The sequence below is a fragment of the Nibribacter koreensis genome (genome assembly GCF_039541795.1).
Taxonomy (GTDB): Bacteria; Bacteroidota; Bacteroidia; order Cytophagales; family Hymenobacteraceae; genus Nibribacter; species Nibribacter koreensis.
Genome location: NZ_BAABGX010000002.1, coordinates 727,713 through 753,887, shown reverse-complemented (window position 1 = coordinate 753,887; position 26,175 = coordinate 727,713). Strand labels below are relative to the sequence as shown.

Genomic DNA, 26,175 nt, shown 5'->3' with positions numbered 1-26,175 from the left:
TGTTTTCTGTAAAACAGGCCAAAAACGGCTTCTTAGTATTTATTAGATTACAACCAGTCAAAGGCCTTCTTCATCCAATTGAGTTTGTCCTGGTAGGGTGGGTAGCGGAGGTTCACTTCGGGCCAGAAGGGTTTCTTTAAGACGCTCTTTTGATGGGAGAAGGCCAAGAAGCTGGCTTTGCCGTGGTAGTTTCCCTGTCCGCTGGTACCCACGCCGCCAAACGGCAGGTGCGGATTGGCCAGATGCGAAATGGTGTCATTGATGCATGCCCCACCCGAAGACGTCTGCGCCAAGACCATTTCCTGGGCGGCCTGGTCATTGGAGAAGAAATAGAGGGCCAGTGGCTTCTCTCGCTGAGTAATTTGCTGTAGCGCCTCTGGTAAAGTCTTAAAGGGCAACACCGGCAACAACGGCCCGAAGATTTCTTCCTGCATAATGGGCTGTTCCCAAGTGACGTCCGTGAGAAGCGTAGGCGCCATGTAGCGTTGCGAGGCATCGGTTTGGCCGCCAAAATACACCTTTGATGCTTGTAGTAACTTCTGGAGACGCTCAAAGTGGCGGTCATTGATGATGCGGGCGTAGTCTTGGCTTTGTTGGGGAGAGGCGGTGTAAAACTGCGTGATGGTTTTTTGAAGCTGCTCTAGCAGTGGCCTTTGCACGCTTTCCTGTACCAGTACATAGTCTGGCGCCACGCAGGTCTGGCCGGCATTCAGGTATTTCCCCCAGACAATGCGCTGTGCAGCCACTTCCAGGTTGGCGGTCTCATCTACCAGGCAGGGGCTTTTTCCGCCTAGTTCTAAGGTGACGGGAATCAGTTGGCTGGCCGCGGCCTGGGCCACTATCTTGCCAACGGCGGTGCTGCCCGTAAAGAAAATCTTGTCAAAGGACAGTTGCAGTAGTTCCTGGCTTACCTCGGGACCGCCTTGCACCACCATGACGTACTCTGCCGGGAAATGCTTCTCCACTAAGTGGGCTATCACCTGGCTGGTGGCGGGCGTGAGTTCAGAGGGTTTCAAGAAGGTGCAGCCGCCGGCGGCCATGGAGCCTATCAACGGCGAAAGCGTCAACTGGAAAGGGTAGTTCCAGGCGCCAATCACCAAAGAGATTCCGTAGGGCTCGGGGTAGATGTAGTCTTTGCTAGGGAAATTGAGAAAGCTAGACTTTACCTTGCGCGGCCTGGCCCACTTGTCCAGGTGCTTTAAGATGAACTTGATTTCTGAAAGGACAATGGCAATCTCTGTGGCATAGGTTTCAAAGGCTGGCTTATGAAAATCCTCTGCCAAGGCTTGGGTAATACTTTCTTCTTCTTGGGCAATGGCCGTGGCCAGCCGTTGCAACATGTCTTTTCTAAACGCAAGCTCTCTGGTTTTGCCGGTGGCAAAAAAGGCTTTCTGTTGTTGCAGGGCTTGGACTAGCGCAATGGTGGTCATAGAAAGAAATTTGTGAGGTACATCTATACGCAAGCAGTTGTTTTTTTGGCAAAGGTCCTGCCTCTGTGCACCAGGGTAAGAGGAAATTGTTGCTGAGGAAAACCATGAAACCGTTTTTAGCCTATTTTTGCGGAAACAAGCAAAAAACGACCACCCGATTTAGATTTTTTGGCCAACCCGGTCTCTTTTTCTGGATCAGGTTCGTAAGAATAAAACCGCCTTGGGCAGAGTTGTAGTATTATTTGGAGCGATTTAATTAGAAAAGGCATGGCACCACGCAGTAATTTTGATGATGAGTATGGCTATGATGAAGATGACTTCAACAGCAGTCATTTAGACGACGAGTTTTCCTTTGATGACGATGATGAAGTGGGCGGTACCGGCAGAATTGGGTACGCCGGCGAAGAGGATGAAGAGGTGAACCTGCCGTATGAGGGGGAGTTGTTCAATGAGATGCTGAGCAAGCTGCACGGGACGTTGATCATGTTTGGCGAGGATGATCCTGCCATGATGGACCTGCAAGCCGAGCTCTTGAAAATGGACACTGACAAAGGCGTAGAGGTAGATGATATGTTCTACCTGGAGGAAGCCAGCCTTATCTCAAAAGTCCTGAAGAAGCATGGGGCCAACTCGCCCAGAATCCAGGAGATCTATACCAATTACATGAAGGACATTGTGCGGTTCAGTGACGAGTCTGACGCTGGCTATCCAGGAGATTATTACCTGGAGGAGCAAGAGTAGGCTCTAACTGACCAATTCTTCAAACATATATAAAACAGAAGAGGCGCTCATGTGAGCGCCTCTTCTGTTTTATAAAGTGCTTTACACTTATTGTTTCACTATTCTTTCTAAGAGCATGCCCTCTGGTGTGCTTACTTTTAGTAGGTAGGTGCCCACTGCCAGGTTGCTGAGGTCTACTTTTTGATTGCCACCGCCTTGTACTTGGCTGGTCTGCACCAAGCGTCCGTCTAAGCTGTACACCAAGATGGTGACCTTGCCGCTGGCCAAACCGCTCAAGTCCAGGTTCACCGCCCCTGTGGTAGGGTTTGGATACGCGTTCAATTTAACGGTGGCAGTGGTGCCGGCCTTAGCTTTTACGGCAATTACTTTGCTGTATTCAAACTGCCCGTCAAAGTCAATCTGTTTTAAGCGGTAGTACACGGTGCCTACTGGGCTGGTGGCGTCCAGGTAGCCGTAGTTGCGCAATTGGTTGCTGTTGCCAGCGCCTTTCACTTGGCCAATGGTCTGGAACGTCTTGCCGTTGGTGCTGCGCTCTACCAAGAACTTCTCATTGTTGATCTCAGTGGCGGTAGACCATGTCAGTTGCACGCCTTTGGCTTGGGCCTTGCCGTCAAAGTTTACCAAGGTCACAGGAAGCGGATCAACTGGTGAATAGGTTCTGTAGGCGTATTCTCCTTGTTCATTCGTTTGGAGAGAAGCACTACGGCCGCCATTGTCTGTGTCAAATAAATCTACCAGGCCATCAAAGTCTGTGTCACGGTAATAGATGCTTCCTTTGGTTAAGAACGCAGGTTTGTTGTCTTTCATGGCCAGCCAAAGAGCCGTGCCATCTTCGCTCACTACGTAGTAACCCTTGCCGGTGGCTTCTTCAAAAAGCTTGCCTCTGTTCTTCAGTTCTTCCAGATTCAAGCCGTCGCCGTTTTCGTCAAAGCCTTCAATGTTGTCAGAAAGGTCATCATTGTCGCTGTCTGAGTCCAGATAATCTGGAATGCCGTCCTTGTCTGAGTCTACCGGTGAAATCATGATGCCGCCCGTGGTTGGGTCAAAGCCATCGCTTAAGCCGTCATTGTCGCGGTCTGTTCCAAGGCCATTCACAAATCCTGCTGTCGTCTGGGCTTCTACGTTATCTAAGATGCCGTCATTGTCAGAGTCAACGTCTGTCTGGTCAGGGAAGCCGTCTCCGTCTGTGTCTGGATTTGGTAGAATAGACACGCCGCTGTTGTTGGCCGTTTGGGCACCAATAGGCATGCCGTTGGCGCTAACCGGGCCCGTAAAATAGCCTAGCTGCGGATTGTATCCGGTAGAGGCCGCCGGGATTTTGCCCCCGTTTGCCTCTACGGCGTTAGGAATGCCGTCACCGTCCTTGTCAATGTCGTAGCCTCTGATCAGACCGTCTAAGTCTAAGTCAAACACGTCATTGATGTCATCGTTGTTTACATCTCTAAAGGCGCCATACGTAGGGTGTACAAACGTCTTGTCCAAGAAGAGATAGATGCCATTTGGTTTGGACAATGGGGCATACCCCGCGTCTATAGGGTCTGCCAGCACGCCGTCGTTGTTGGCGTCCAGGTCATTTACATCTAATACCCCGTCCATGTCCCAGTCACCAGAGATGGAATAGGTAATGCTGGTGGTGCTCATGCCGCCAAAGGCATCTGTAGTGTTCACCGCGAAGGTATAGGTGCCAGGCTCTACGTTAAATCTGTAGTCTACTTGCAGTTCGCCGGTGTTGGTAAGGCGCATGCCCGCTGGCAAAGAGCCGCTTGCCACAGTTGCGTTGGTAATGGCGCCGTCTGGGTCTGTAATGATGGCTATGCGGTCACCCGTCTTCAGGTTGAACATGTGCTTGTTGTCTAAGAGCACATTGGCAGCGGCCTCACGGTCCGTAATGCTTAGATAGACCATAGAGACGTTGTTGCCGCTTTTTGTGTTGCCGCCGTTAGGGTCGTTTTCTGTAGAGAAGGCTTTGTACACCGTGCTGTTAAGAATGCCAATGGTAGTAGGCTCAACCAGCAAGGTAAGCGTAGCCGTGCCATTGACGGCCAGGGTAGGGATGGTCCATGCCTGGGTCTCTGGGTTGATGGATGTTCCTTGGCTTGGCACGCCGCTGCCTGGTACCAGAATCAAGCCGTTGGCTACTTCTGCCCCAATGATGGTATTGGTAGCGGTGTTAGGACCTAAGTTGGTGGCCGTCACCGTCACTACATATTTGCCTCCCACGTAGTATGGGCCGCTGGCAATGGAGCTACTGATCATAATATCAGCAGAGGCTGCACCTTGAATGGTAGCCGTGGCTGTATTGTTGGCCGACTGGTTGTCATACTGGGTAGCGGTGTGCACAGACGCCGTAGTGCTGTAGGTAGCGGCCGCTTGCGGCTTAACCGTTAAAACCAACGTCTGGGCATTGCTGGCGCCCGGCAAGATGTCAGAGCCAAGCGTCCAAAGGCCAGTGGCTGCATCATATGTGCCCATAGAAGCCTTTGCGCTTACCAAGGTAAGGCCGGCCGGTAATTTGTCCTCAATGACTACGCCTGTTGCGGCGTCTGGGCCATTGTTTTGCACGGTTACAGTAAAGGTGCTTTGCTCACCGTTGTTGAACGTGGCAGAAGAAGCTGTATTGGTCACTGCTAACTCTGCCACTGGCAATACATTCATTAACGCTACCGCTCTGTTGTTTTCTGAGTTGGTATCTGTCTGGTCAAGGTGGTATACGCTACCACCTAGGTTAAAGCGTCCCGCGCGGTTAGGAATCCCTGTAAGCACTAGGGTTTTTGATTCACCTACCTGAAGAGTGCCTACAGTCCAGAAACCTGTTTCTGGGTTGAAGGTTGTTCCAGCTGGAGCGGCTAAGCCCGTAAACGTGATGGCACCGGTTCTGGTATCTTGTCCCACTAGGCTTGTTACTACGTCTGGACCATTGTTAGTCACAGTAATTCTAAAGGTAGCTTCTGTAATGCCGTTGTAGAAATTGCCAGAAGGGTCGTTGCTGGTGATGGTAATGGACGTTGCCACGTCTGTAGATTTACTCACCTGGATGGCAGTAGACGAGGTGTTGTTGGCGGTGTTGTTGTCTGCCTGTTCAGGGGTACCAGTGCGGGAGGCCGTAACGGTATACGACTTGTCTCCGGTAACACCCGTGTCTACATTGGGGGTTCCTGTTAAGAACAATTCTGTTGAGGCGCCAGCCGCCAAGGTAGGGATGGTCCAAGTGCCGTTGCTATAGGTGCCAACCTTTGGGTTAGTGCCCGTCAAGGTCATGCCAGCAGGCAGAGCTGCCGCAATCGTAACGTTAGTGGCTGCATCTGGGCCCGTATTGGTAACCAACACTCTAAATGGAACAGACTCTCCTGTTACATATCCTGTCTTAGGTGTAGACGTGGCCACAGCAATGTCAGCGGTGATCACCCCGGTTCCAGATTGAATGCTGGTTGAGGCGCTGTTATTACCCATGACATTGTCATACTCTGTGTGCGACTGCGTTGCGGTGGTGGTAATTACTGCACTTTGATTGATGGTGGCGGTAATTTGCAGGGTAGCAGAGGCGCCGCTTGCCAAGGTGCCAACCGTCCACACGCCGGTGCCGGCATCATATGTGCCGCCCACAGCGCTTACAAAGGTCAAAGAAGAAGGTAGTTTATCTGTCACCACCACATTGGTAGCCGTGCTAGGTCCGTTGTTGGTGACCCCAACCGTATAAGTAACTACTGTGTTGGTGCTATAAGGCCCAGGTGATACAGTGTTGGTCACGGCTACATCTGCCGTGGCCTTTACCGTAAAGCTAGAAGTTGCCGTGTTGTTGGCAGCTTGTGCGTCATATTCGGTATGTGTCTGCGTGCTCTGGATGGCATAGGTGCCGGTAGCAGCTGCTCTGGCAAATACCGTCAGTGTCTGGCTGGCGCCGTTTGCCATGGTGCCCACTGTCCAAATGCCTGTGTTCTTGTCAAAGCTGCCAAAGCTGGTAGTTGAACTGGTGATTTCCATGCCTGCAGGAATTGCATTGGCCAAAGATACATTGGTGGCGCTGTTAGGGCCGTTGTTCACAGCTCTAATAGTGAAGGAGACAATCTCATTCTGACCCGGGTTGGCGTTAGACACTGAGCTGGTCACGGCTACGTCTGCTACCGGAGCTACTGTAATAGTGTTAGAAGAAGTGTTGTTGCTGCTGTTGGTGTCCAGTTCAAAACCTGTGCGGCTGTCAAGCGTGGCGGTGGTGGTTTTAGACCCTAGTGAGGTGATGCGGGCCGTTAACGTAAGCGTTTTTGTCTCATTCACGGCTAGGCCGCCAACCGTCCAAACGCCGGTAGTGGCATTGTAATTGGCAGGCGTGCCCTCCAGGGTTAATCCTGCTGGTAGCTTGTCTGTGATAGATACGCCGGTAGCCGCATTAGGGCCAATGTTTCTGGCGGTGATGGTGTAGGTTACCAAGTCTCCGTTATTGTAGGTGGACTTGTCGCTGACATTCTTTACCTCAATATCTGCAGATGGCTGCACCGTAATGGTAGCGGTAGCACTGTTGTTAGAGGCGTCATTGTCTGCCTCTGTGTGTGTTTGGGTAGCGGTGGCAGAAATAGGCCCTGTCACTATGGGTTGAGCCGTGATGGTAAGCGTCCTGGAAGACCCAACGGCTAATGTTCCCACGTTCCATACGCCTGTGCTGGCATTGTAATTACTAGCATCGGAAGTGCTTATAAATGTCAGCTTGGTGGCATCCAGCTTGTCTGTTACCTGGATGTTGGTAGCAGGAATGGGGCCGTTGTTGGTCACGGTCACGGTGTACGTGAATGGTTGGCCCATCACATAAGGACTCCCTGAGGCTACGTTGGTTACAGCCACGTCTGCGCTACAATCATAGTTGAAAGCTGCCGTTTGAGTAGAAGAGCCTGTATACCCATACGTCCAGGTGTTGACTGTCTTTAAGTCGCCGGCAGTAGCAGAGGCAGACCCCCAGGTATGGGCACCGTTTGTAGATTCAACGCCATATAATTCGGTCTGCGGCGAAGGAAAAGAAGAGATGGGTAAGTTAGAATCGTCCCAGAACAAAAGGCCGTTGTAGTTAGAGCCAGCCATTGGGCGCACGTCTTCTACTCTAAAGCCGCCTATGTTGGCTTCGGCATCCCACACCGGAAAATGGATAGGGGCACTGTTGTTTCTAAAAAAGTAGTTTAAGGTAGTGCCTTTGGCAACCGCCTGGCCCAGTCCATTCAGACCATTCCATTCTACCGTGCGCGCGCCTTTGGCACCAGTAGACTCCAATAACACATCGGCCGTGCCAGGCTGGTAGCCAGGTGTGCCATTCAAGTTGATTAAGACGATAAAGGTGCTGCTCTCTGTTGTGTTGAGAGTGAAAATAGACTTACCCCCATTGGTGGTGGGGTTACACACCGAGTTAAGACCTACCGTAAAAGTAGGCGCGGTAGCAGAAGGCCAAATAGATATGTCTGGGTTGTTAACAAAATTGAAAAGCTCTGGATAATCCGTTTGGGTTGTCTGGCTTTTTCTGCGGTCTGTATAAGATGCGCCCGCGGCTGTAGTGGACCCAAATTTGTTGGTCACAAACCGGAAGAAGTTCTGGGGGGCAATGCCTGCCAATTCAACCTTCTTAACGAAGAATGCATTGGGTTGGTCTTCGCTTGGGATAAGCGGATACATGTTAAAGTTCTTTGAGAACACGTTTGTAGTGCCACCAGCAGAGAATGACCAAAGCTTACTGCGCATACGTCCTGGTTTCTCTGCGCCGGCTGCGTCAATTACCGTAAAATCCCATAAGTCATACACAGAAAATCTGCGGCCATCATCTGTCCAGGAAGATTCTCCTACTTGTTCAAACTCCACCCAGTAATCCTGGTCTGCGCCCGTGTTGTTAATAAAGCCAAGCGGGTCATATCCGGCATTATTGATGACAGTGCCGTTTAAACTAAATCTGGGTCCAGCATTCGCTTGGGTTGCATTACCAATTACCCCTGCCTGGGTAGCTAGCAGCATGTGCCTGGTTGAAGATTGGTTACGGGCCAAAGTAGTCGTTTGTACAATGGTGCCTACCTGGTCAGTGCTGTTGGCGGCTCGTCTAATGGTGATGGTCAAATCACCTTGGTTGGCAGTGGTCTGGTCATGAATAGCTCTGCGCACCCCGTAAAATAGGCGTTCCCCGCTCTTGACCCTGATTAAAAGTCTGTGATCTGCAGAAAAGGTAGCCCCGTTACGGCTAAAACCAGCAGGCTTTAAAAAGCTCAAAGATGTAATAGACACCCCGCTGGCACTAGGAAAGTTGGCATCATGTGCCAAATAACCTGCCTTGTCATTGTTAGGATCTGTAAGTGCTGCGGTTGACAGGTTGGGTGTCAGTTGTTTTGACCCCTCACCATGCATAGTGAGCGGGAGTAGAAACAAAACAAGGAGTGCCAGGAGTAAGGGGTGTTTCATCATGTTTTATCTAATTGTAATCTCTAAGCTCTTTGACTTAAAACCAGGGGTAAAACTAATTGATGACCTATTATTGCAGTTTTGCTATATGTAAGGTTGTTAGTCTTTGCCTGTTTGTATTAAGACAGTCCAAAATTGACTATAAAGTTCCGGTAGGAGAAAAGCAATTCGATGAATACGGCAAAAAACACGATGAATAGAAAATGAGGGCGAGTCCGTATTTAATCCGTTAAAAACAGGCTGTAAATCACTTACAAGGGCAATTGATAATAAGTCAAGAATAAATACGTATTGTTTAGGGAATCAATACTTTTAAAATGATTATATAATTATCCTTAAATAATTATATGTATTGAATTTAGGTATGATTGGATTGATGTTTAATTGATTTTAATGATAATGTGTTTGCGCGGTCATATTCTTTAGGTAGTGATATGACGTAATGTATGCCTTAGGGCAAATACCATTATAGAATCTAATGGATTTAATATTTGAAAAACATCGAAGCAGAACAGTGTTATGACCAGAGTTTGCATAGCCTGTTCTTAGTGCCCATAGTTAGCGGCTTCGCTCTTTTTAAGGCAGTATGCTTAAGAGGAACACCATGACTGTGAGTAAAGCCTTATAAGCTTGGTAAGACTGTTGTACCATTGAACCAATAGAATTAGGTATCTTGCGTTTTAGCCAATAAAGTAGATATGCAGACGGACGATCTCTTATTTCAGGAAAGGATTCGGGAGCACCAGCTTAAGATAAAGCAGGTATTCAAGGAAGTAGGCAAAGTGGTAGTGGGCCAGCAGTACATGGTCAACCGCTTATTGATTGGTCTATTTACGAACGGGCATATCCTGTTAGAAGGTGTTCCAGGTTTGGCTAAGACTTTGACCATTAATACGCTGGCCAAGGTCTTGCACCTGAACTTCTCCCGTATCCAATTCACGCCCGACTTGCTACCCTCTGACTTGATTGGCACCATGATCTACAATCAAAGCTCGTCTGCCTTTGAGGTAAAGAAAGGCCCCATCTTCGCCAACTTGATTCTGGCGGATGAGGTGAACCGCTCCCCGGCTAAGGTGCAGTCTGCCTTGCTGGAGGCCATGCAGGAGAAGCAGGTAACCATTGGGGATAAAACCTACCGCCTGGATTTGCCTTTCTTGGTACTGGCTACCCAAAACCCGGTAGAGCAGGAGGGGACCTACCCTTTGCCCGAGGCGCAGGTAGACCGCTTCATGATGAAAGTCTATGTGGATTACCTGACCAAGGCAGATGAACTGGAAGTAATGCGCCGGATGTCTAACTTGTCTTACAGCAGTACCGTCAACACCATATTAACCAAACAGGACATCTTTGACATCCGGAATGCCATCAACCAGGTGCAGATTTCTGAGACGTTAGAGCGGTATATTATTGAGCTTGTCTTCGCCTCAAGACGCCCGGCAGATTATGACCTGAACGACTTCGCGCAATACCTGCAGTTTGGGGTGTCGCCTAGAGCCAGCATTGCCTTGAACCTGGCGGCTAAGGCCGTAGCTTTCTTTGATGAGCGCGACTACGTGTTGCCAGAAGACATCAAAGAGATAGCCTCTGACGTACTAAGCCACCGCATTATCTTGAACTATGAAGCCGAAGCAGACAATGTGCAGACCAAGGACTTCGTGGAATCTATCCTGCGTAAAGTGCCTATCAGTTAATAAAAGAGTTTAATTCTATAAATGCAGAAGCCGTTTTTGGCCTACTTTCTGGAAAGTAGGCCAAAAACGGCTTCTGCATTTAGTGCCTTTCTACCTTGCAACAGTTAAGACCAGCTTTATAAACGGCGTCCTTGGTAGTTTTCTATGGATGAAAGGGAACGCCAGTTAAATGGTCTGTTTGAGAGGCAGCCGCTTTAAAGCCGAAGTAGTAGATACAGCATCCGTTTTTGCACTGTTTTTCAGAAAATAGACCAAAAACGGCTTCTGCGATAGCGCTAAGTAGGTAAAAAGAAAAAGCCTGCCATGGCTGGCAGGCCCCCGCCGCATGAGAGACTACTTCATGGGGCAAGTGGCGGTGTCTCCTTGTATCTCACCCTTCAGAGACACCGTCGTATTTTAAATAAGGTTTAGTAGTCTGTGTTCTGAGGATCCCAGTTGGTCCAGCCGGTAGTCCAGTTGGTCGTTCCAAAAGCGCCCAGATGTGTCACGTTCTCAAAGCCAGTCAAGCCAGTGAACGAAGCACCCGTCAAAGCCATAGAACCAGCAGTAGGCATGTAAGGAGCAGTAGTAGCCAGTCCTAACTCTGCGGAGGTTTTGATGCCGTTGTTGTAAGATGAATTGGCGAACCACTCACTGGCGTTAAAAGCGCTGGTAGAAGAAGAAGAAGCTTTGTTTACCGCTGTGTTGGCGCCAGCGCCAGAAACCACGGTGTTCATGATTTTGATGCTGTTGTTTTGTGCATAGCCTTCCACCAAGCCACCATCCAAGGTGATTCCTTTAGCAAAACCCGTGATGATGGAGTTTCTGATAGACAAGCTGGTACCTTTCTTCAAGTGCGCGCCTTGACCAAACTGAGCACCGCTTGGCAAGTTGGTGCCCGGGCCTATGATCGTCACGTTAGAGAAAATACCCGTGGTCAAAGGTGTCAAGGTAGAGCCAGAGCCGTCGTTGTCAGACTCAAAACCGTTGGAAGCTCCGCCAGAGGCCACATCCCATAAGTTAGGGTCACTCACGCCCAAGGCAAACTGTACGCGTCCGCTGTACCCGAAGTCGGTGTCAAACATGTCATCGGTGTTTTTATAAGCCACCAGGTGCGTAGCGTTTACCGTACCGCCAAACCACTCAAAGGCATCATCCCCGCCAAAAGAAACCTGCACGTGGTCTATCTTAGTGCCAGAACCAACGGCGCCCATGGTCAAGCCGTTCAGTTCTTTGTTGGGCTGAAGTGGGTAACCCGCAAACTCAATGCGCACATAGCTGAACACACCAGAGTTGTCCAAGTCATTGGTGCCGCCGTAGTACGCGTCCGGACCGCCTTCCACTACGGGCTCAGAGGTTTGGTTCTGCTTGGCTCTACCCAAGATAACCACTCCGCCCCAGTCGCCGGGTGCGCGTTGGCCTTTGGGCTGGTTTGAGGTGAACACAATGGGTTTTTCTGCGGTGCCCTGCGCCATAATCTTGGCGCCTCTTTTTACAATTAATGTTCCTTGTGATGATTTTTCGCCTTTGATTAAGGTGCCGGGCTCAATGGTCAAGGTGGCGTTGTTGTCTACATACACGAAGCCTTTGAGAGTGTAAACGGTGTCGGCGTCCAGGGTTCTGTTGGCGGTGATAGTGCCTTGCAATACGCCCTGTCCTTTGGTGACTACCAACGGCGAATCATCTTCGTCCTCAGTACAAGCGGTGAACGTGACTACTAACAACAGGTAGAAGAGTAGTCCTAATTTTCTTGCGTCTTTCATAATTCTGGTTTTAAGTAAATAGGGTGGGTAAGTGGTTTTATATAGATTAGAAAGTGTAGCCTAAGCCGATGGTGCTGTACATGCCCCGGGTGTAACTTCTGGAGGTAAGGTCGGTGCTCTCCACCTTTCCGTCCTGGTCTGTGTCCTCCACAAACTTGAATTTCTGGTTGAGTAGGTCCTGCACGCCGGCCTTCAGTTGTAATCCGCTTTTAAAATTCTTGGTCAACGTGAAGTCCAGCACGTGACGGGGCATCTCATAGATGGAAGGGTTCTCGTCATTGCCCACTCGATACACGCGTTCGCCTAGCACATTATAGAGGAGCGAATACTGCCAGCCGGTCTCGTCGTTCTGGTAATACAAACCAGTGTTGATGATGTAAGGCGACTGCCCCATGAGCGGCCGTTTGCGCTCGGCCTGCGTGGCCATATCGCCTAGATTTACTTCGCTGTGAATCACAGAGGCGTTCAATACTAAGGAGTGGCCTTGGATGAAGCGATTGCCCGACAGTTCCTGGAAAGATTTTCTGGCTTCTACCTCTACGCCTAGGCTGTTCGCGAAGTCACCGTTAGAGAAGGTGAGGTTTCGGCCAGCGCCGGTTTCAATGCGGGTTTCAATGGGGTCAATAAAGTGCTTGTAAAAGACACCTACAGATAGCAACTCATTAGGAGTAGGGTAGAACTCATAGCGCATGTCCAGGTTATGAACCGTGGCGGTTTTCAAATTAGGATTCCCGCGCACCGAAGCGTTTTCATTGAAGTCATAGAAGCTGAAGCGGGCCTGCTCTCTAAACTCGGGTCTGTTCACTGTCATACCATAAGCTAAGCGTACCAGTGACCGAGGGCTGAAGTTGTAGGCCGTGTTGATGGAAGGCAGGATGTACAGCTTGCGTTGGTCTACATTAGAAGGACCAGCCTGGTCTGCCGTCTTTACCTCTCTAATGTTGTATTCGGCGCGTACTCCTCCGTAGAAATTAACCTTCTCAAAAAACGTCTTGGACAAGGCCACGTATCCAGCGCCCAGCGTGTTGGAAGCGTCATATCTATCGGCAATTGACGTGCTCTCATCAAAAAGAAGACCGGTAGACGTGTTGAGGTTCTCAGGTGCGAAGATTTGGTCTAAGGGCAGGTTCAAGATGGCATCTTCCGTACGACCGCCATTGATGCCGGTGTTGCGTTTGTAGGTTAAGGTGCGGGCATTAAAGCCACGGTCTTTGCGCTCTACATAAAACCCGGCTTTAAACTTGGGTGCCGTCTCCAGGTCTGCTGAGTCGGTGGCTTGGAACAGGTGTTGGAACTGGCCTTCGGCGATGAAGGCTGTCTCATCCAAGTTAGAGTAGAACCGGCCGGCGTCATAGGGCGTGGAGTTGGTAGAAATCTGCACTTTGTACGGGCCTTCAGAACCGGCATCGCGTTGCGTTCTTACCCGTCTCAAGTCTGGCTCCTGGCGGTTCAAGAAGTTGAAGCCCGTGGTCCAGGTGTAGGTGTTGAGTTGATTGTCTGTGGTGTGCGTGCCTTGCAACTGGCCGGTGTAAATGGTCCTAGTCTCATAGCGAAGGGCATAGTTCCGTTCCTCTTGCGTGGTGCCCGTTTCCATGTTCAGGCCTTCTCGCACGGTAGCCTCGTTGATGCCAATCTGATTGAACAGGTTTCGGAACTCAATCTTGTTGTTCTCATTGAGCCTAAGCGAGAAGTTCTGCAAAGCCCCCAGGCGCACCGTGTTGCTGGAAACATCATCTTGATAAGCCCAATTGACTTCAACGGCTTCACCATCTCTTGCCTCTTGGTAATCCCAGCGCGAGATGTTCTGATTCAGACGCGTATTAGAATAAGTAAGGGCTGAGATGCTGGACAGCCTGAAATCAGCAATGTCTAGCAATCTGTTCAATCCCAGGTTAAAGCGTAGGTCTGGAGTGGCCGTGGTATTGGTAGGGGTCCACACGTTGCGTAAACCTAATTGCTGACCGTATTGCGCTTTGGTTGCATAGTCCAGGGCCTGGAATTTGTTGGTAGACGGGAGGCCGCTAGGTAGGCTTCTGTCTTTGCTTCCCAAGCCCCACATATCTAAGTTGCTGGCTTTGTCTGTGTAGAAATCCTGGAAGGTGGTGCCCTGTCTAAAAGACGTCGCGAAGTTGAAACTGGTGCTGTTCTCACCCACGGTATTCTTGGTGCTGACTTTGATAGCCCCACCAGCAAAATCACCGGGTAATTCGGGGGCCGGCGACTTATAGACCAGAATCCTGTCTATGACGCTGGTGGGCAGGACATCAAAGGAAAAGGCTCTTACGTCCACTTCAGAGCTGGGTGTGAGCGCATTGTTTAGCAAAACAGAATTGTAGCGCTCGCTCAAACCTCTTACTATAATAAAGCGGTTGTCCTGGATGGTGACGCCTGGGATTCTCTTCACGGCCTCAGCAGCGTCCCGGTCCTGCGCCTTGACAATCTGCTCACTGGACATACCGCTCACCACTACTTCACTCTGCTTTAAGTCTTTGATGAGGGAGATGTCGGTGTTGGTCTGGCGCTCGGCTACTACCGTTACTTCTTGCAGGCTTTTGGAGTCTTCGGTTAGGTTGAGGTTGAGAGATGTGGTTTGGCCGGCCGTGATGGTGACATTGCCCTGCGTGAAAGGCGTGTAAGAAACATAGGTAGCGGTGATGCTATATGTGCCGGGTTTTAAGGGAAGAGTGAAATTGCCTTCATAGTCAGTTGGCGTGGCCACGCTGGAGCCCGTCACAGAAACCACGGCGCCAATCAGTCCTTCGCCGGTCTTGCCGTCTTTTACTTTTCCGGTGAGGGTGCCTTGTTGCCCGTAGGCCACCCAGGCGGTGTTGATAAGGAGGAGGGTGAGTAGAAAAGTTCTCATGACATCTTGATGATTAGTCTCGATGCAAAAGTAGAGGGAGCCCTTTACCTGAAGATTAAGGCCAAATTATGCTATTGTTAAAAGCATAGGCAGAATGTTATGGGACTGTTAAGGTATGAATCAGGTACATCCACTATTAGTTAATTTTCGTTTTTAGCCTGTTTTCTAGGAAAGAGGCTAAAAACACTTTTATTGCTGATTGTTGATTGTCAATTGCTGATTATCAATTGCTGGTTAATTTGCCGGCTAGTGTAAACACCCCCCTTAGAGCTGCGCTCGGTGCCTCAAACTCTCGTTTGGGCAACCCTCAAGGGGGAGTCTGCGTTTGGCAAAGGCCTTTACCAAACGCACCTATTCCAGTCTTTCTGACGAGTCGCCTAAGCAGGTTGCCGCCTCTGGCAGGACGGCAGTAACGGCAAAGCAATATTAGTTAAAGAAGCAAGGAAGTAGCCATGCAAAGGAGGCAAGCTGGTACAGCGCGAGGGGGGAAGACGGGGCCCCGCGGCCGTGAGCGCTTGGCGGAGACAATGAAACAAAACGGCATAAGGGCACCGGAAGAAAGAACCTTCTCAGGAACAGCCCACGGAAGCGCACGGCAATGAGTCACGGAAATGGCATCCGCGCTATAGAGGATAGGTCCTTGGCTAGCAGTTATGAGCCGTTGGTGAGAACACCAACAACGGCGGGCAGTTATGTTGTTTTTAGCCTTTTTTCCAGAAAACAAGCCAAAAACGAAAAGCCGCTCTTCCAAAAAGGTAGAGCGGCTTTTCTCTTGAATAACCTATAGTTAAATCAACTTGTCTGGCGTGATAGGTAGTTCTCTAATACGCTTGCCCGTGGCATTGAAGATGGCGTTGGCAATGGCCGGGGCCACGCCAATGGTGGCAATCTCACCTATGCCTTTAGTGCCGTTCGGGTTGTTGATGAGGTCCGGCTTGTTGACGAACAGGGCCTCAATGTTAGGCGCGTCTGCGTGCACCGGCAAGTGGTAATCCGCTAGATCTTTGGTCACGTAGCGGCCGTACCGGTGGTCCATGACGGTGCCTTCGGTGAGGGCCATGCCGATGCCGCCCACCGCGCCGCCAATCATCTGGTTGCCCGCGGTCTTCGGGTTGATGATGGTACCTGCGTCTGCGCAGGAAACCAGTTTGGTTACCTTAATCTGACCCGTCATTGGATGTACCTGCACCTCGGCGAAATGCACCGAGAACGAGTACATAGAGTATTTCTGCCGCGCCTCTGGGTCTGGTTTAGATTCTTCGGTGACTTCCAGTTCCGTCAGTTTTTGTTGCTTTAAGATGTCTCCATACTTCAGGCGAGTAGAAGGAGAATTAGTGGCAGAAAGGGCGCCGTCTTTGAATGTGAGTGTTTCTACCGTTGCCCCTTTAAAGCTGGAGTCTGCATTGCCGGCTACCATAGTAGTCAACTTCTTCTTAAGCGCCATGCAGGCCGCATGCACCGCAGAGCCTACACTGGCCACGGTGGCAGAACCGCCTTGACTGGGCGAAGGCGGATACAAGGAGCTCCCCAGTTCAAAGACGATGTTCTCTGCCGGAATCCCCAAGTTCTTGGAGGCAATCTGCACCATGGCCGTGCCTGTTCCTGGACCGATATCCGTGGTGGCGCATTGCAAGACCAGTTTATTGTCTGGGTACAAGGTAGCGCGCACCACAGCTCTGCCGCGGTTTGCCCCGAAGGTGCCTACGCCCATGCCGTAGCCCACCAGCCATTCGCCGTTTTTAACAGAGCCCGGTTTGAGTTGGCGCTTGTTCCAGCCAATGCGCTCGGCGCCCATTTGCATGGCTTCTTTCAGGTATTTGGTAGACCAAGGCAGATTCTTCTCAGGGTCTTTGTCCGTGTGGTTGAGCAACCTGAATTCCAGCGGGTCCATGCCCAGGACGTGCGCCATCTCGTCCATGGCAGACTCCAGAGCAAACGCACCAGTCGCCTCACCGGGACCGCGCATCCAAATGGGCGTAGAGATGTCAAGAGGCAGAATTCGGTAGCGGGTGGTCACGTTGGGGCTGGTGTACATCATGCGCGTCTGCTGTAGAGTGGCCTCGGTGAACTCCTCATACGAAGACGTCTGCCCGATGGCCTCATGCGTAATGGCGGTGATTTTACCCTGCGGCGTGGCGCTCATGCCCACCTTCTGCCAGGCATGCGGCCGATAACCCACCATGGTGAACATCTGCTCTCGCGTGAGCATCAGCTTGACGGGTCTGTTTACTTTTTTAGCGGCCATGATGGCGGCGGTTTCATGGGGCCAGGTATGCAAGCCATTCCCGAAGGCGCCGCCCACAAACGTGGCAATCACTTTCACGTTCTCCACCGGGATTCCCCAGTCTTTTGCGAAGGCATTTTGCGTGCCCACCACCGCCTGGGTTTTGTCATACACCGTGAGCTTGTTGTCAGCTTCCCAATGCGCAATGATGGCTTGTAGCTCCATAGGATGATGCACCTCCGTAGGAATCACGTATTCACCTTCAACTTTGAGGTTCTCGGATTTATAAGCACCTTCTTGGCCCCGGGTGTAGTCATTCAAGGGGTGCTTAGGGTTGCGCTTCGCCGAGGTGGGCAAAACCGCTTCCTTTACCTGCTTGTTGAAATCCGTGGCGTGTTTCTCTTCGTCATATTGGGCCTTCACCAGTTTGGCCGCGTATAGGGCGCGCTCCAAGGTGTCTGCCACTACCACGGCAATGGGCTGGTCGTTAAAGTAAACCTGGTTGTCAAAGAATACGCGCAAAGGCTGACCCACCGGCTTGGGCTCTGTGGGGTGTGACGCCTGCACATAGCCGGGCACTTTGGGTGCGTTTAAATGATGCAACACCGCCAGCACGCCGGGTGCGTTTTCGGCGCGTTTGGTGTCAATGCTTTTGATGCGGCCTTTGGCCACGGTGCTGCCCACCAGCACGGCGTGCGCCATGTTGGGTAACTGGTATTCAGCGGAGTATTTGGCGGCACCGGTCACTTTGAGGCGGCCATCTACCCGGTCCATGGGCTTGCCCACGTTATCTTGGAAGAACAAATCTTTCATATCTAGGAGAGGGTTAAACGGCGCCGGCCGCGTTTTTCAAAGCCTGTACAAGCGTATTGGGCCCGAGTTCTAATTTGAATTTATTGTGCTCAAAAGCCTTCGCGCCGCGCATGGCCACCTCAGCGGCTTGCTTGAACGTGGCTTCTGTAGCGGGTTTGCCGGCCAGAAACTGCTCGGCTTCCGTTAAGCGCCAAGGTTTATGTGCCACGCCGCCCATCGCCAGCCTCGCTGATTTGATGGTAGAACCGTTTAGCTCCAAGGCCGCCGCCGCCGACACCAGTGCAAAGGCATAGGAATTGCGGTCCCGCACTTTCAAATAATGCACGTGTTTGGTGTAAGGGTTCTCCGGAATCTGCACCGCCGTAATCAACTCGCCTTTCTGTAGGTTGGTGTCAATATGCGGCGTGTCTCCGGGCAGTCTGTGAAAGTCTATGAACGGCATTTTTCTGTCGCCTTTAGGGCCAGAGACCAAGACGGTAGCGTCCAGCGCGACCAATGCCACGTTCATGTCACTGGGGTTCACGGCGATGCATTTGTCACTGTGCCCGAAGATGGCATGCATACGGTTGTAGCCTTCCAGGGCACTGCAACCGGTGCCGGGCTCGCGCTTGTTGCACGGCATGGCCGTGTCATAAAAGTACGGACAGCGTACGCGTTGCATCAAATTGCCTCCTACCGTGGCCATGTTCCTGAGCTGCGCCGAGGCACCCGCGTTCAAGGCCTGCGCCAACAACGGATGTTTCTCCAGAATAAGCTTATCCTCGGCCACGGCGCTGTTCAAAGCCAAAGCCCCAATGTGCGTGCCGCCGTCTTCTTTCTCAATCTTACGCAGGGGCAGTTTGTTGATGTCCACCAGCTTCTCGGGATTCATGACGCCGCGCTTCATGAGGTCAATGAGGTTGGTGCCGCCGGCAATGAACATGGCGGTCTGGTCTTTGGCGACGGTGTCAATGGCCGCCTGCGCCTTGCTGGGCTTTATATATTGGAACGGAATCATACGCGCTGCCCTCCATTCTTCACTTCTTTGATGGCATTCACAATGTTGGGGTAAGCCCCGCACCGGCAGATGTTGCCGCTCATGAACTCCCGTATCTCGTCGTCAGAATCGGCGTGGCCTTCTTTGATGCAGGCCACCGCGCTCATAATCTGACCCGGCGTGCAGTACCCACACTGGAAACCGTCATGCTTGATGAACGCCTCCTGCATGGGGTGTAGTTTGTCGCCGTTGGCCAGTCCCTCAATGGTGGTGATTTCCTTGCCGTCCTGCATCACCGCCAAGGTCAGGCAGGAGTTCACCCGCTGGCCATCTACGTGGACAGTACAAGCGCCGCATTGGCCGTAGTCACAGCCTTTCTTGGTGCCGGTCAGGTGCAGTTGCTCGCGCAGTAAATCCAGGAGCGTGGTGCGGGGCTCAATAGAAAGCTTGTGCTTTTTGCCGTTGATGTCCAGGGTCACTTTCACCTGCTCAAAGGCGGCGGCCACTTTCTCCTCCAGCTTCAACTCGGCGGCTTTTATGGCGGCGGTAGGTGCCAGGGCCATGGCCGTCAAAAGCGAGGACTGTTTCAGGAAGGTTCGGCGGGCTTCATTGGGGCATTGCCCATCTTCCCCGGTAGGGAGCGCGTGGGGAGAATCGTTGTCAAATGCCATATAGAGGGAATTGAGTGACTAGTTAGGTTTGCTAAAGTAATAATACGTAGGTGAGCGATTAGAAGCAGTCTAAATTAATGTAAGCACATAGGTCGTTTCCCAAGAGGATGCCATTCATCCGTGGAGTCCTTTTGTTTTTGGCCTGATTTCACCAAAACAAGCCAAAAACGGGCGCGGCACGTATCTTTGCGGAAACGAATTCCAGCCCGTGACTCCTTCCACTCCCTTTACCTTCAGAATAGCCACTCTTGATGATGCCGCGTTACTGGCAGACTTAGGCTGGCGCACCTTTGACGAGACATTTGCCGCTTACAATACCCCTGAGGACATGGAAGCCTTCCGGCCCACGGCTTATACGCCAGAAATCCAGGCAGAAGAGCTACTTGACCCTAAAACGGGTTTCATGGTGGTAGAAGCAGAAGGCGAGGCGGTGGCGTACGTGAAATGGAATACGGGACCCGCGCCTGCAGAAATCTCAGGAGAGAAGCCTTTTCAGATAAGCCGGCTGTACTTGTTGCAAGCCTGGACGGGCAGAGGACTGGGAGACACCTTAATGCAGATGAGCCTGGACCGCGCTAAAGAAAACGGGCATGACGTGGTTTGGCTCACGGTTTGGGAAAGCAACGAGCGTGCCATCCGGTTCTACCAGAAATACGGCTTTGCCGAAGCCGGTGAACTGACCTTTGTCCTGGGCCAAGACGTGCAGCGGGATTTGTATATGCAACGCAATATATAAGGCCGTTTTTGGCCTGATTTCTGGAAAACAGGCCAAAAATGCTTATACCACCAACAGACCCCGCTCGCGCAAGTCCAGCCACGTGTCCGTAATCAGGAATTCCTGGAAGGTGAAGGGCTGGTCTTCGGGGTAATCAGCGGCCAGGTCTTTGAGCAGGAACTTGGTGCCGTAGTCTTCAGATAAGCGCGTAAGCCAAGTATGGAGCCATTGCCCCACCTCTGGCGAGGTCTTGATTTCGTACTCCTCGGTTTTCTCGGTGAAGGTGAGCAGGGCGTTGTGGAACGTGCGGCCTTTCTTGGTCTTCATTTCCACTTTTATCTCTGGCGCATTACCCAACCACAGCACCCGCAGGTTCTGCTTCTCAGAATCTGGTTTACCGATGGCTTCTACCGCTTGGGCAATCATGTTCTTTGGGTGCGAGGCGCGAGGCACCTTGAAATCAAACCAAAAGGAAAGCGGCTCTTCCAGCCCAATGCCGTGCATGAAGTTATAGAGGGCCTTGGCCAGTCCAGGGCCGTAAAGTTCATGGTCGGCGCCTTGCGGGTCCTCGTGCCACAGGTCATTGTCCGCGAACAAGCCCGGCTCTGGGCCTACTTTCACAACGCCATATTTCTCGGGGTTCTTGCCCACGGGGCTGTGCGCGGTCATGGAGAACCGGTGCCAGTAGCCACTCTGAATCACGTTCTGCTCAAACAACTGGCGCACCACTTCCAGAGAATCCATGGTCTCTTGCGCAGTCTGCGTCGGGAAGCCGTACATCAAATACGCGTGCACCATGATACCGGCGGCGGTGAAATCACGCGTCACTCTCGCCACTTGGGCAATGCTCACGCCTTTTTCCATCTTCGCCAGCAATCTATCAGAGGCCACTTCCAAGCCCCCCGACACGGCTATGCAACCGCTCTCCGCGAGTAAGCGGCAAAGGTCTGCACTGAAGGTTTTCTCGAACCGGATGTTGCCCCACCAGGTAATCTTGACGCCTCGGCGCAACAGCTCAATGGCCAAGTCACGCAAGGCGAGGGGAGGCGCGGCCTCGTCCACAAAGTGGAAACCGGTCTGGCCGGTCTGCGCAATAATCTGCTCAATGCGGTCCACCAGCAAAGTAGCCGGCGCAGTCTCATAGCGCGAAATATAGTCTAAGGTGATGTCGCAGAAGGAGCAGCGTTTCCAGTAGCAGCCATGCGCGATGGTGAGCTTGTTCCAGCGGCCGTCACTCCAGAGGCGGTGCATGGGATTGAGCACTTCCACCACGCTCAGGTATTCATGGATTTTTAAATCGCTGTAATCCGGCGTGCCTACCTCGGCGTGCGGAATATCGGCATCCGCGGCACCGTTGATGTATTGGACCTCGCCGTTTTGGAGCAGGAAGGTGCGTTGCAGTTGCTCTCCGCTCCGCTGGCTTTGGAAATACTCCAGCAACTTGAGCCAAGGGCCTTCGCCGTCATCCAGCGTGATAAAATCTATGTAGTTGAACACCCGCGGCTCGCGCAGGGTCCTGAGTTCTGTGTTAGGGTAGCCGCCGCCCATCAAGGTTTTGATGTGCGGGTACTTCTGTTTAATGAGCTGGGCCAGACGCAAGGCGCCGTACAAATTGCCCGGGAAAGGCACCGAGAAACCCACTACGTCGGGCTGGACTTCCTGCAGGCGCTCATCCAAAATGTCCAATAGCATTTGGTCCACCAGGTTGGGCGAAGTCTGCAACTCATTCTCCAGCGGGTCAAAGGACGTGGCGCTCATGGCCAGCTTGTCGGCGTAGCGGCTAAACCCGAAGTGCGGACAAACAGTCTCCTTGATTAAATCCGCCAGGTCCTCTAAGTACAGCGTAGCCAGGTGACGGGCTTTGTCTGAGATGCCCATCGTCCCGAAGGCTTCCTCCAAATCTGCCAATTGCAAAAAACGGCTGGCCTCTGGCAAGAAGGAGCCCATGGCAATAGGGTGCGCCAAGGTGCTATCCCGGCCTTGTAAAAACTTGATGACCGGCTCAATGGTGTCCAGGTACGACCTGCGTAGCCGCAACATGCGCTGGCTGTTGTCTGACAACTCATAGGTGCCCTCCAGAATGGCCTGAAACACTTGGTTCAATCCTTTCCTGGAGAACAGCCGAAGCACCAACTCCAACCCGAAGTCTGCCTGCGTGACGTCAAACCCGCGTCCGCGCAGAAAGCCTTTGATGTAGGCAGTAGCCGGGTACGGCGTGTTCAACTGCGTGAGCGGCGGCGTGATGAGCAAGATTTTGGGCGAATGCGTCAAGGGAATCAAATTTGTGCAAAGATACAAGAAAGAGTTCTGAGTCTTGAGTTCAGAGTCCTGAGTCGGGGTGAAATGCATTTTTAGCTTGTTTTAGGGAAATCAGCCTAAAAACAACCTTGTGTACAAGTGAGAGGAAAACAGCATAGCCTTGGATTGAGTTCGATGGTCTGCATGGCGCAAGCGTGCGCTTGTGTCCGCACGCATTGTTGATCTGGAATGCGTGCGGACACAAGCGGACGCTTGCGCCATGGTCTGCACTATTTTTTAGGTTCTTCAGAGGAGATACAACTATCTAAAATTCGTTTTTGGCCTGTTTTTCAGAAAGTAGGCCAAAAACGGAGAGAACGGTTAGCTTTGTCCATCCATCAAAACACACTGTATGTTTATCATAGAACTTACTTACAAAGTAGCCCTTACTGAGGTTGAACCCTTCATGGCCGAGCACATGGCCTTTCTGGAGAAGTACTACGGGCAGGGCAAGTTCCTGGCCTCGGGGCGCAAGGTTCCACGTGACGGCGGCCTCATCTTCTGCAAAGCTTCTAGCAAAGCAGAGGTAGAAGCGCTGATGGAAGAAGATCCCTTTGTGTACCAGGATCTGGCCGCCGTGCGCGTGATTGAGTTTGTGGCCTCCAGGGCAGAAGCGAGGATGACGGCTTTGTTAGAAGCTTGATTTCTTTGCGGGACAGGTTGATTGTCTACTGGTTGTAAAGAGTGCCTGCTAAAGAGAATCCTGACGTAATTTTCTGCGAAAGCCATTGCCAGACTTAACCCGCTTGGTTTAAACAAGTAAAAGGGATTGTTGGTTTTGACTGTAGCCACTAGGTAGAGCAAACAATTGCCTTCGTCTAGAGTGAGGACAGCAGCAGGAAGACTTAGTCAGTAGAAAATCTCAATCACCCGCAACGCAAACCCATGGAATCATATCAGCAGTCCGTTCAAGACGTCTTACAAGAATTCAACGCAACGGCGCAGGGACTCACTTCGGCAGAGGCACAGCAACGGTTGCAGACGGCCGGCTACAATGAGCTGAAGGAAGCCGACCGTGATCCTGTCTGGAAACTGATTCTGGAAACCTTCAAAGACCCCATGGTGGTGGTGCTTTTGCTGGCGGCCTTGGTACAGTTGGCCTTGGGTGAGGTCATGGAAGCCGTCATCATCTTTGCCGTAGTGCTACTTAATGCGGTGGTGGGCGTGGTGCAGACCAAAAAGGCCGAAGGTGCCCTGGACGCGCTTAGGCAGATGACGGCGCCGTCTGCCAAAGTACTGCGTGACGGCGTAAAACAAACCATGGCGGCGCGTGAGCTGGTGCCCGGCGACGTGGTAACCCTAGAGGCCGGCGACTACGTGGCCGCCGATGGGCGCGTGCTGGAGAGCAGTTCTTTGCGGGTAAATGAGGGCATGCTCACCGGCGAGTCTGAACCCGTAGAAAAACATACAGATCCCATCACGGGAGAATCTCCCTTAGGCGACCGCAAAAACATGGTGTACAGCGGCGCACTGGTCGTTTATGGGCGTGGTAATTTTGTGGTCACGGCTACCGCCGAGAAAACCGAGATAGGAAAAATTGCCGGTCTGCTGGCATCGGCAGAGGCCAAGCAAACACCACTGCAGCGCAAGCTCGCTACGTTTAGTAAGCGTTTAGGCTGGGTGATTCTGGCGCTCTGTATTCTTATCTTCGGGGTGGAGGCGTTCAGGGTCTGGACTGGTACAGAGACTCAAGACATGACCGGGGCACTGCTCAAAGCCTTCATGTTTGCCGTGGCCGTGGCCGTAGCCGCCATTCCAGAAGCGCTTTCTTCTATTGTCACCATCGTGCTGGCCGTGGGCACGCATAAAATGGCCCGCCGCCATGCCATCATTCGTAAACTGCCCGCCGTAGAAACCCTGGGCTCTACCAGCGTCATCTGCACAGACAAAACCGGTACGCTCACCCAGAACAAAATGACGGTGGTAGACTCTTTCCTGCCCGGTCAATCAGAGGACCAGTTTGCCAACCATCCAGAGCAATGGTCGGTCTCTGAACGGTGGCTTATGCAAGTAGCGGTATTGTGCAATGACGCCCACATCAACCAAGACGGCGCTGAACTAGGCGACCCTACTGAGGTAGCGCTCATTGCCTACAGCAATGAGAAACGGCAACCCTATGCCAAGCTAAGAAGAGAATTTCCCCGTGAGACCGAACTGCCTTTTGACTCGGACCGCAAGCTCATGTCTACCGTGCACACCATTGACGGACAGCGCATGCTCCTGACCAAAGGTGGACCAGACGTGGTGTTGGGCAGATGTAGCCGCATACTGGTCAACGGTGAAGAACAATCTGTCACAGAAGAACTGCTGGACGGCATCCGGCAGCAGATTGAAGAGTTCTCTGACCGGGCGCTGCGCGTGCTGGCTTTCGGGTACAAGCCCTTGTTTACCTCTGGGGGCGTTACGTTTGAGGATGAGCAGGACCTGGTGTTGGTGGGCCTGAAAGCCATGATAGACCCGCCGCGCGAGGAAGTATTTGACTCTATTGAGGAAGCCAGAAAAGCGGGCATCAAGGCCGTCATGATCACCGGCGACCATAAGACCACCGCTCAGGCCATTGCCCGGCAGATTGGTTTGATGAAAGAAAAGGACATCGCCTTGACGGGGCAGGAACTGGATGATCTGTCTGAAGAGGAACTGGACCAGCAGCTGGAAAGAATCTCTGTGTACGCCCGCGTTTCGCCGGAGAATAAGATACGGATTGTGCGCGCCTGGCAACGAAAAGGCAAAATCACAGCCATGACCGGCGACGGCGTAAACGACGCCCCCGCCCTCAAACAAGCGGACATTGGCGTGGCCATGGGCAGCGGCACCGACGTGGCCAAAGATGCCTCGGCCATGATTCTCACAGATGACAATTTTGTGTCTATTGTGAGTGCCGTGGCCGTGGGGAGGACGGTGTTTGACAACATCAAGAAAGCCATTGCCTATCTGTTTGCCGGTAACTTGGGCGCTATTATTGCCATTCTGTTTGCGCTGGCGCTGGACTGGGTCAATCCGTTCAATCCTATTCAATTGCTGTTCATCAACCTTTTAAATGACTCATTGCCGGCCATTGCGCTGGGCATGGAGAAGGCAGAGCCCAATGTGATGCGCCGCAAGCCGCGTGACATCAACGAAGGGATTTTTGCCGGTGGCATGATGAAATCTGTGATTGCGCGTGGGGTCTTGATTGGTGCGGCCGTGATTGTGTCACAGTGGCTGGGCTTGCAGCAGTCCCCGGAGATGAGCATCGCCATGGCCTTTACCACCTTGATTCTGGCCCGTACGCTGCAGACCTTTGCCGCTCGTTCTAACACCCAGACTGCGTTTGGGGCCGGTTTCTTTGAAAACAAATACGTGCTGGGGGCGGTGTTGCTGTGTTTTGGCCTATATGGCTTGACGGTGCTGCCAGGCGTACGCGAAATCTTCTCAATTCCTACGGACTTTGGCTGGGACGAATGGAAGATAGCCGCCGGGCTGGCTTTGGGTGCCGTGGCCCTCATGGAAATCTGGAAGCTCACGCCATGGGCCTCAGAGAAAAAGCAATTAGTCAAGTAGTCACAAGAGTTACTAAAACAGAAAGGCCGCTCTACAGGTAGAGCGGCCTTT

General features: G+C 52.0%; 13 protein-coding genes. 5 read left to right on the top strand and 8 right to left on the bottom strand.

What is annotated here, in order from left to right; all coding sequences use genetic code 11:
- Positions 1–47: 47 nt before the first annotated feature.
- Positions 48–1,430, bottom strand: coding sequence for an aldehyde dehydrogenase (locus ABD880_RS10505; protein ID WP_345165558.1), 1,383 nt, complete (start codon positions 1,428–1,430; stop codon positions 48–50).
- Positions 1,431–1,697: 267 nt separating this feature from the next.
- Between ABD880_RS10505 and ABD880_RS10500 the strand changes: the two genes are divergently transcribed.
- Positions 1,698–2,171: a hypothetical protein gene (locus ABD880_RS10500; protein WP_345165556.1), complete on the top strand. Its 474-nt coding sequence runs from the start codon at positions 1,698–1,700 to the stop codon at positions 2,169–2,171.
- A gap of 87 nt (positions 2,172–2,258) precedes the next feature.
- Here the strand turns inward: ABD880_RS10500 and ABD880_RS10495 are convergent, their stop codons facing one another.
- A complete protein-coding gene (locus tag ABD880_RS10495; protein ID WP_345165554.1) occupies positions 2,259–8,594 on the bottom strand; it encodes a T9SS type A sorting domain-containing protein in 6,336 nt (2,111 codons plus the stop codon).
- Between the two features lie 695 nt (positions 8,595–9,289).
- Between ABD880_RS10495 and ABD880_RS10490 the strand changes: the two genes are divergently transcribed.
- Positions 9,290–10,282: an AAA family ATPase gene (locus ABD880_RS10490; protein ID WP_345165552.1), complete on the top strand. Its 993-nt coding sequence runs from the start codon at positions 9,290–9,292 to the stop codon at positions 10,280–10,282.
- A gap of 407 nt (positions 10,283–10,689) precedes the next feature.
- Here the strand turns inward: ABD880_RS10490 and ABD880_RS10485 are convergent, their stop codons facing one another.
- The 5 genes from ABD880_RS10485 to ABD880_RS10465 form a co-directional block, all read right to left on the bottom strand.
- Positions 10,690–12,024: a T9SS C-terminal target domain-containing protein gene (locus ABD880_RS10485; protein WP_345165549.1), complete on the bottom strand. Its 1,335-nt coding sequence runs from the start codon at positions 12,022–12,024 to the stop codon at positions 10,690–10,692.
- Positions 12,025–12,070: 46 nt separating this feature from the next.
- A complete protein-coding gene (locus ABD880_RS10480; protein WP_345165547.1) occupies positions 12,071–14,887 on the bottom strand; it encodes a TonB-dependent receptor in 2,817 nt (938 codons plus the stop codon).
- 787 nt (positions 14,888–15,674) lie between these two features.
- The gene (locus ABD880_RS10475) at positions 15,675–17,924 is read right to left on the bottom strand and encodes a xanthine dehydrogenase family protein molybdopterin-binding subunit (protein WP_345165545.1); all 2,250 of its coding nucleotides are present in this window, start codon (positions 17,922–17,924) and stop codon (positions 15,675–15,677) included.
- A gap of 13 nt (positions 17,925–17,937) precedes the next feature.
- Positions 17,938–18,921, bottom strand: coding sequence for an FAD binding domain-containing protein (locus ABD880_RS10470; RefSeq protein WP_345165544.1), 984 nt, complete (start codon positions 18,919–18,921; stop codon positions 17,938–17,940).
- Positions 18,918–19,571 (bottom strand): (2Fe-2S)-binding protein, encoded by a 654-nt coding sequence (locus ABD880_RS10465; protein WP_345165541.1) that lies wholly within the window; start codon positions 19,569–19,571, stop codon positions 18,918–18,920. Before ABD880_RS10465 ends, ABD880_RS10470 begins: the two co-directional genes overlap by 4 nt.
- 208 nt (positions 19,572–19,779) lie before the next feature.
- Here ABD880_RS10465 and ABD880_RS10460 point away from each other — a divergent pair, with 208 nt between their 5' ends.
- Positions 19,780–20,307 (top strand): GNAT family N-acetyltransferase, encoded by a 528-nt coding sequence (locus ABD880_RS10460; protein ID WP_345165540.1) that lies wholly within the window; start codon positions 19,780–19,782, stop codon positions 20,305–20,307.
- A gap of 42 nt (positions 20,308–20,349) precedes the next feature.
- On the opposite strand, the gene ABD880_RS10455 is transcribed toward ABD880_RS10460, so the two are convergent.
- A complete protein-coding gene (locus tag ABD880_RS10455; RefSeq protein WP_345165538.1) occupies positions 20,350–22,635 on the bottom strand; it encodes a B12-binding domain-containing radical SAM protein in 2,286 nt (761 codons plus the stop codon).
- Positions 22,636–22,936: 301 nt separating this feature from the next.
- Between ABD880_RS10455 and ABD880_RS10450 the strand changes: the two genes are divergently transcribed.
- Together ABD880_RS10450 and ABD880_RS10445 are read left to right on the top strand one after the other, a co-directional pair.
- Positions 22,937–23,227: a YciI family protein gene (locus tag ABD880_RS10450; protein WP_345165535.1), complete on the top strand. Its 291-nt coding sequence runs from the start codon at positions 22,937–22,939 to the stop codon at positions 23,225–23,227.
- Positions 23,228–23,469: 242 nt separating this feature from the next.
- On the top strand, positions 23,470–26,124 hold the full coding sequence (locus tag ABD880_RS10445) for a cation-translocating P-type ATPase (protein WP_345165532.1): 2,655 nt from the start codon (positions 23,470–23,472) through the stop codon (positions 26,122–26,124).
- Positions 26,125–26,175: the final 51 nt, after the last annotated feature.

Coding starts and splice junctions, on each gene's coding strand:
- ABD880_RS10465 (WP_345165541.1), bottom strand. CDS start 19,571: ATGGCATTTGACAACGATTCTCCCCACGCGCTCCCTACCGGGGAAGAT.
- ABD880_RS10500 (WP_345165556.1), top strand. CDS start 1,698: ATGGCACCACGCAGTAATTTTGATGATGAGTATGGCTATGATGAAGAT.
- ABD880_RS10505 (WP_345165558.1), bottom strand. CDS start 1,430: ATGACCACCATTGCGCTAGTCCAAGCCCTGCAACAACAGAAAGCCTTT.
- ABD880_RS10480 (WP_345165547.1), bottom strand. CDS start 14,887: ATGAGAACTTTTCTACTCACCCTCCTCCTTATCAACACCGCCTGGGTG.
- ABD880_RS10445 (WP_345165532.1), top strand. CDS start 23,470: ATGGAATCATATCAGCAGTCCGTTCAAGACGTCTTACAAGAATTCAAC.
- ABD880_RS10485 (WP_345165549.1), bottom strand. CDS start 12,024: ATGAAAGACGCAAGAAAATTAGGACTACTCTTCTACCTGTTGTTAGTA.
- ABD880_RS10450 (WP_345165535.1), top strand. CDS start 22,937: ATGTTTATCATAGAACTTACTTACAAAGTAGCCCTTACTGAGGTTGAA.
- ABD880_RS10470 (WP_345165544.1), bottom strand. CDS start 18,921: ATGATTCCGTTCCAATATATAAAGCCCAGCAAGGCGCAGGCGGCCATT.
- ABD880_RS10490 (WP_345165552.1), top strand. CDS start 9,290: ATGCAGACGGACGATCTCTTATTTCAGGAAAGGATTCGGGAGCACCAG.
- ABD880_RS10455 (WP_345165538.1), bottom strand. CDS start 22,635: ATGCATTTCACCCCGACTCAGGACTCTGAACTCAAGACTCAGAACTCT.
- ABD880_RS10475 (WP_345165545.1), bottom strand. CDS start 17,924: ATGAAAGATTTGTTCTTCCAAGATAACGTGGGCAAGCCCATGGACCGG.
- ABD880_RS10495 (WP_345165554.1), bottom strand. CDS start 8,594: ATGATGAAACACCCCTTACTCCTGGCACTCCTTGTTTTGTTTCTACTC.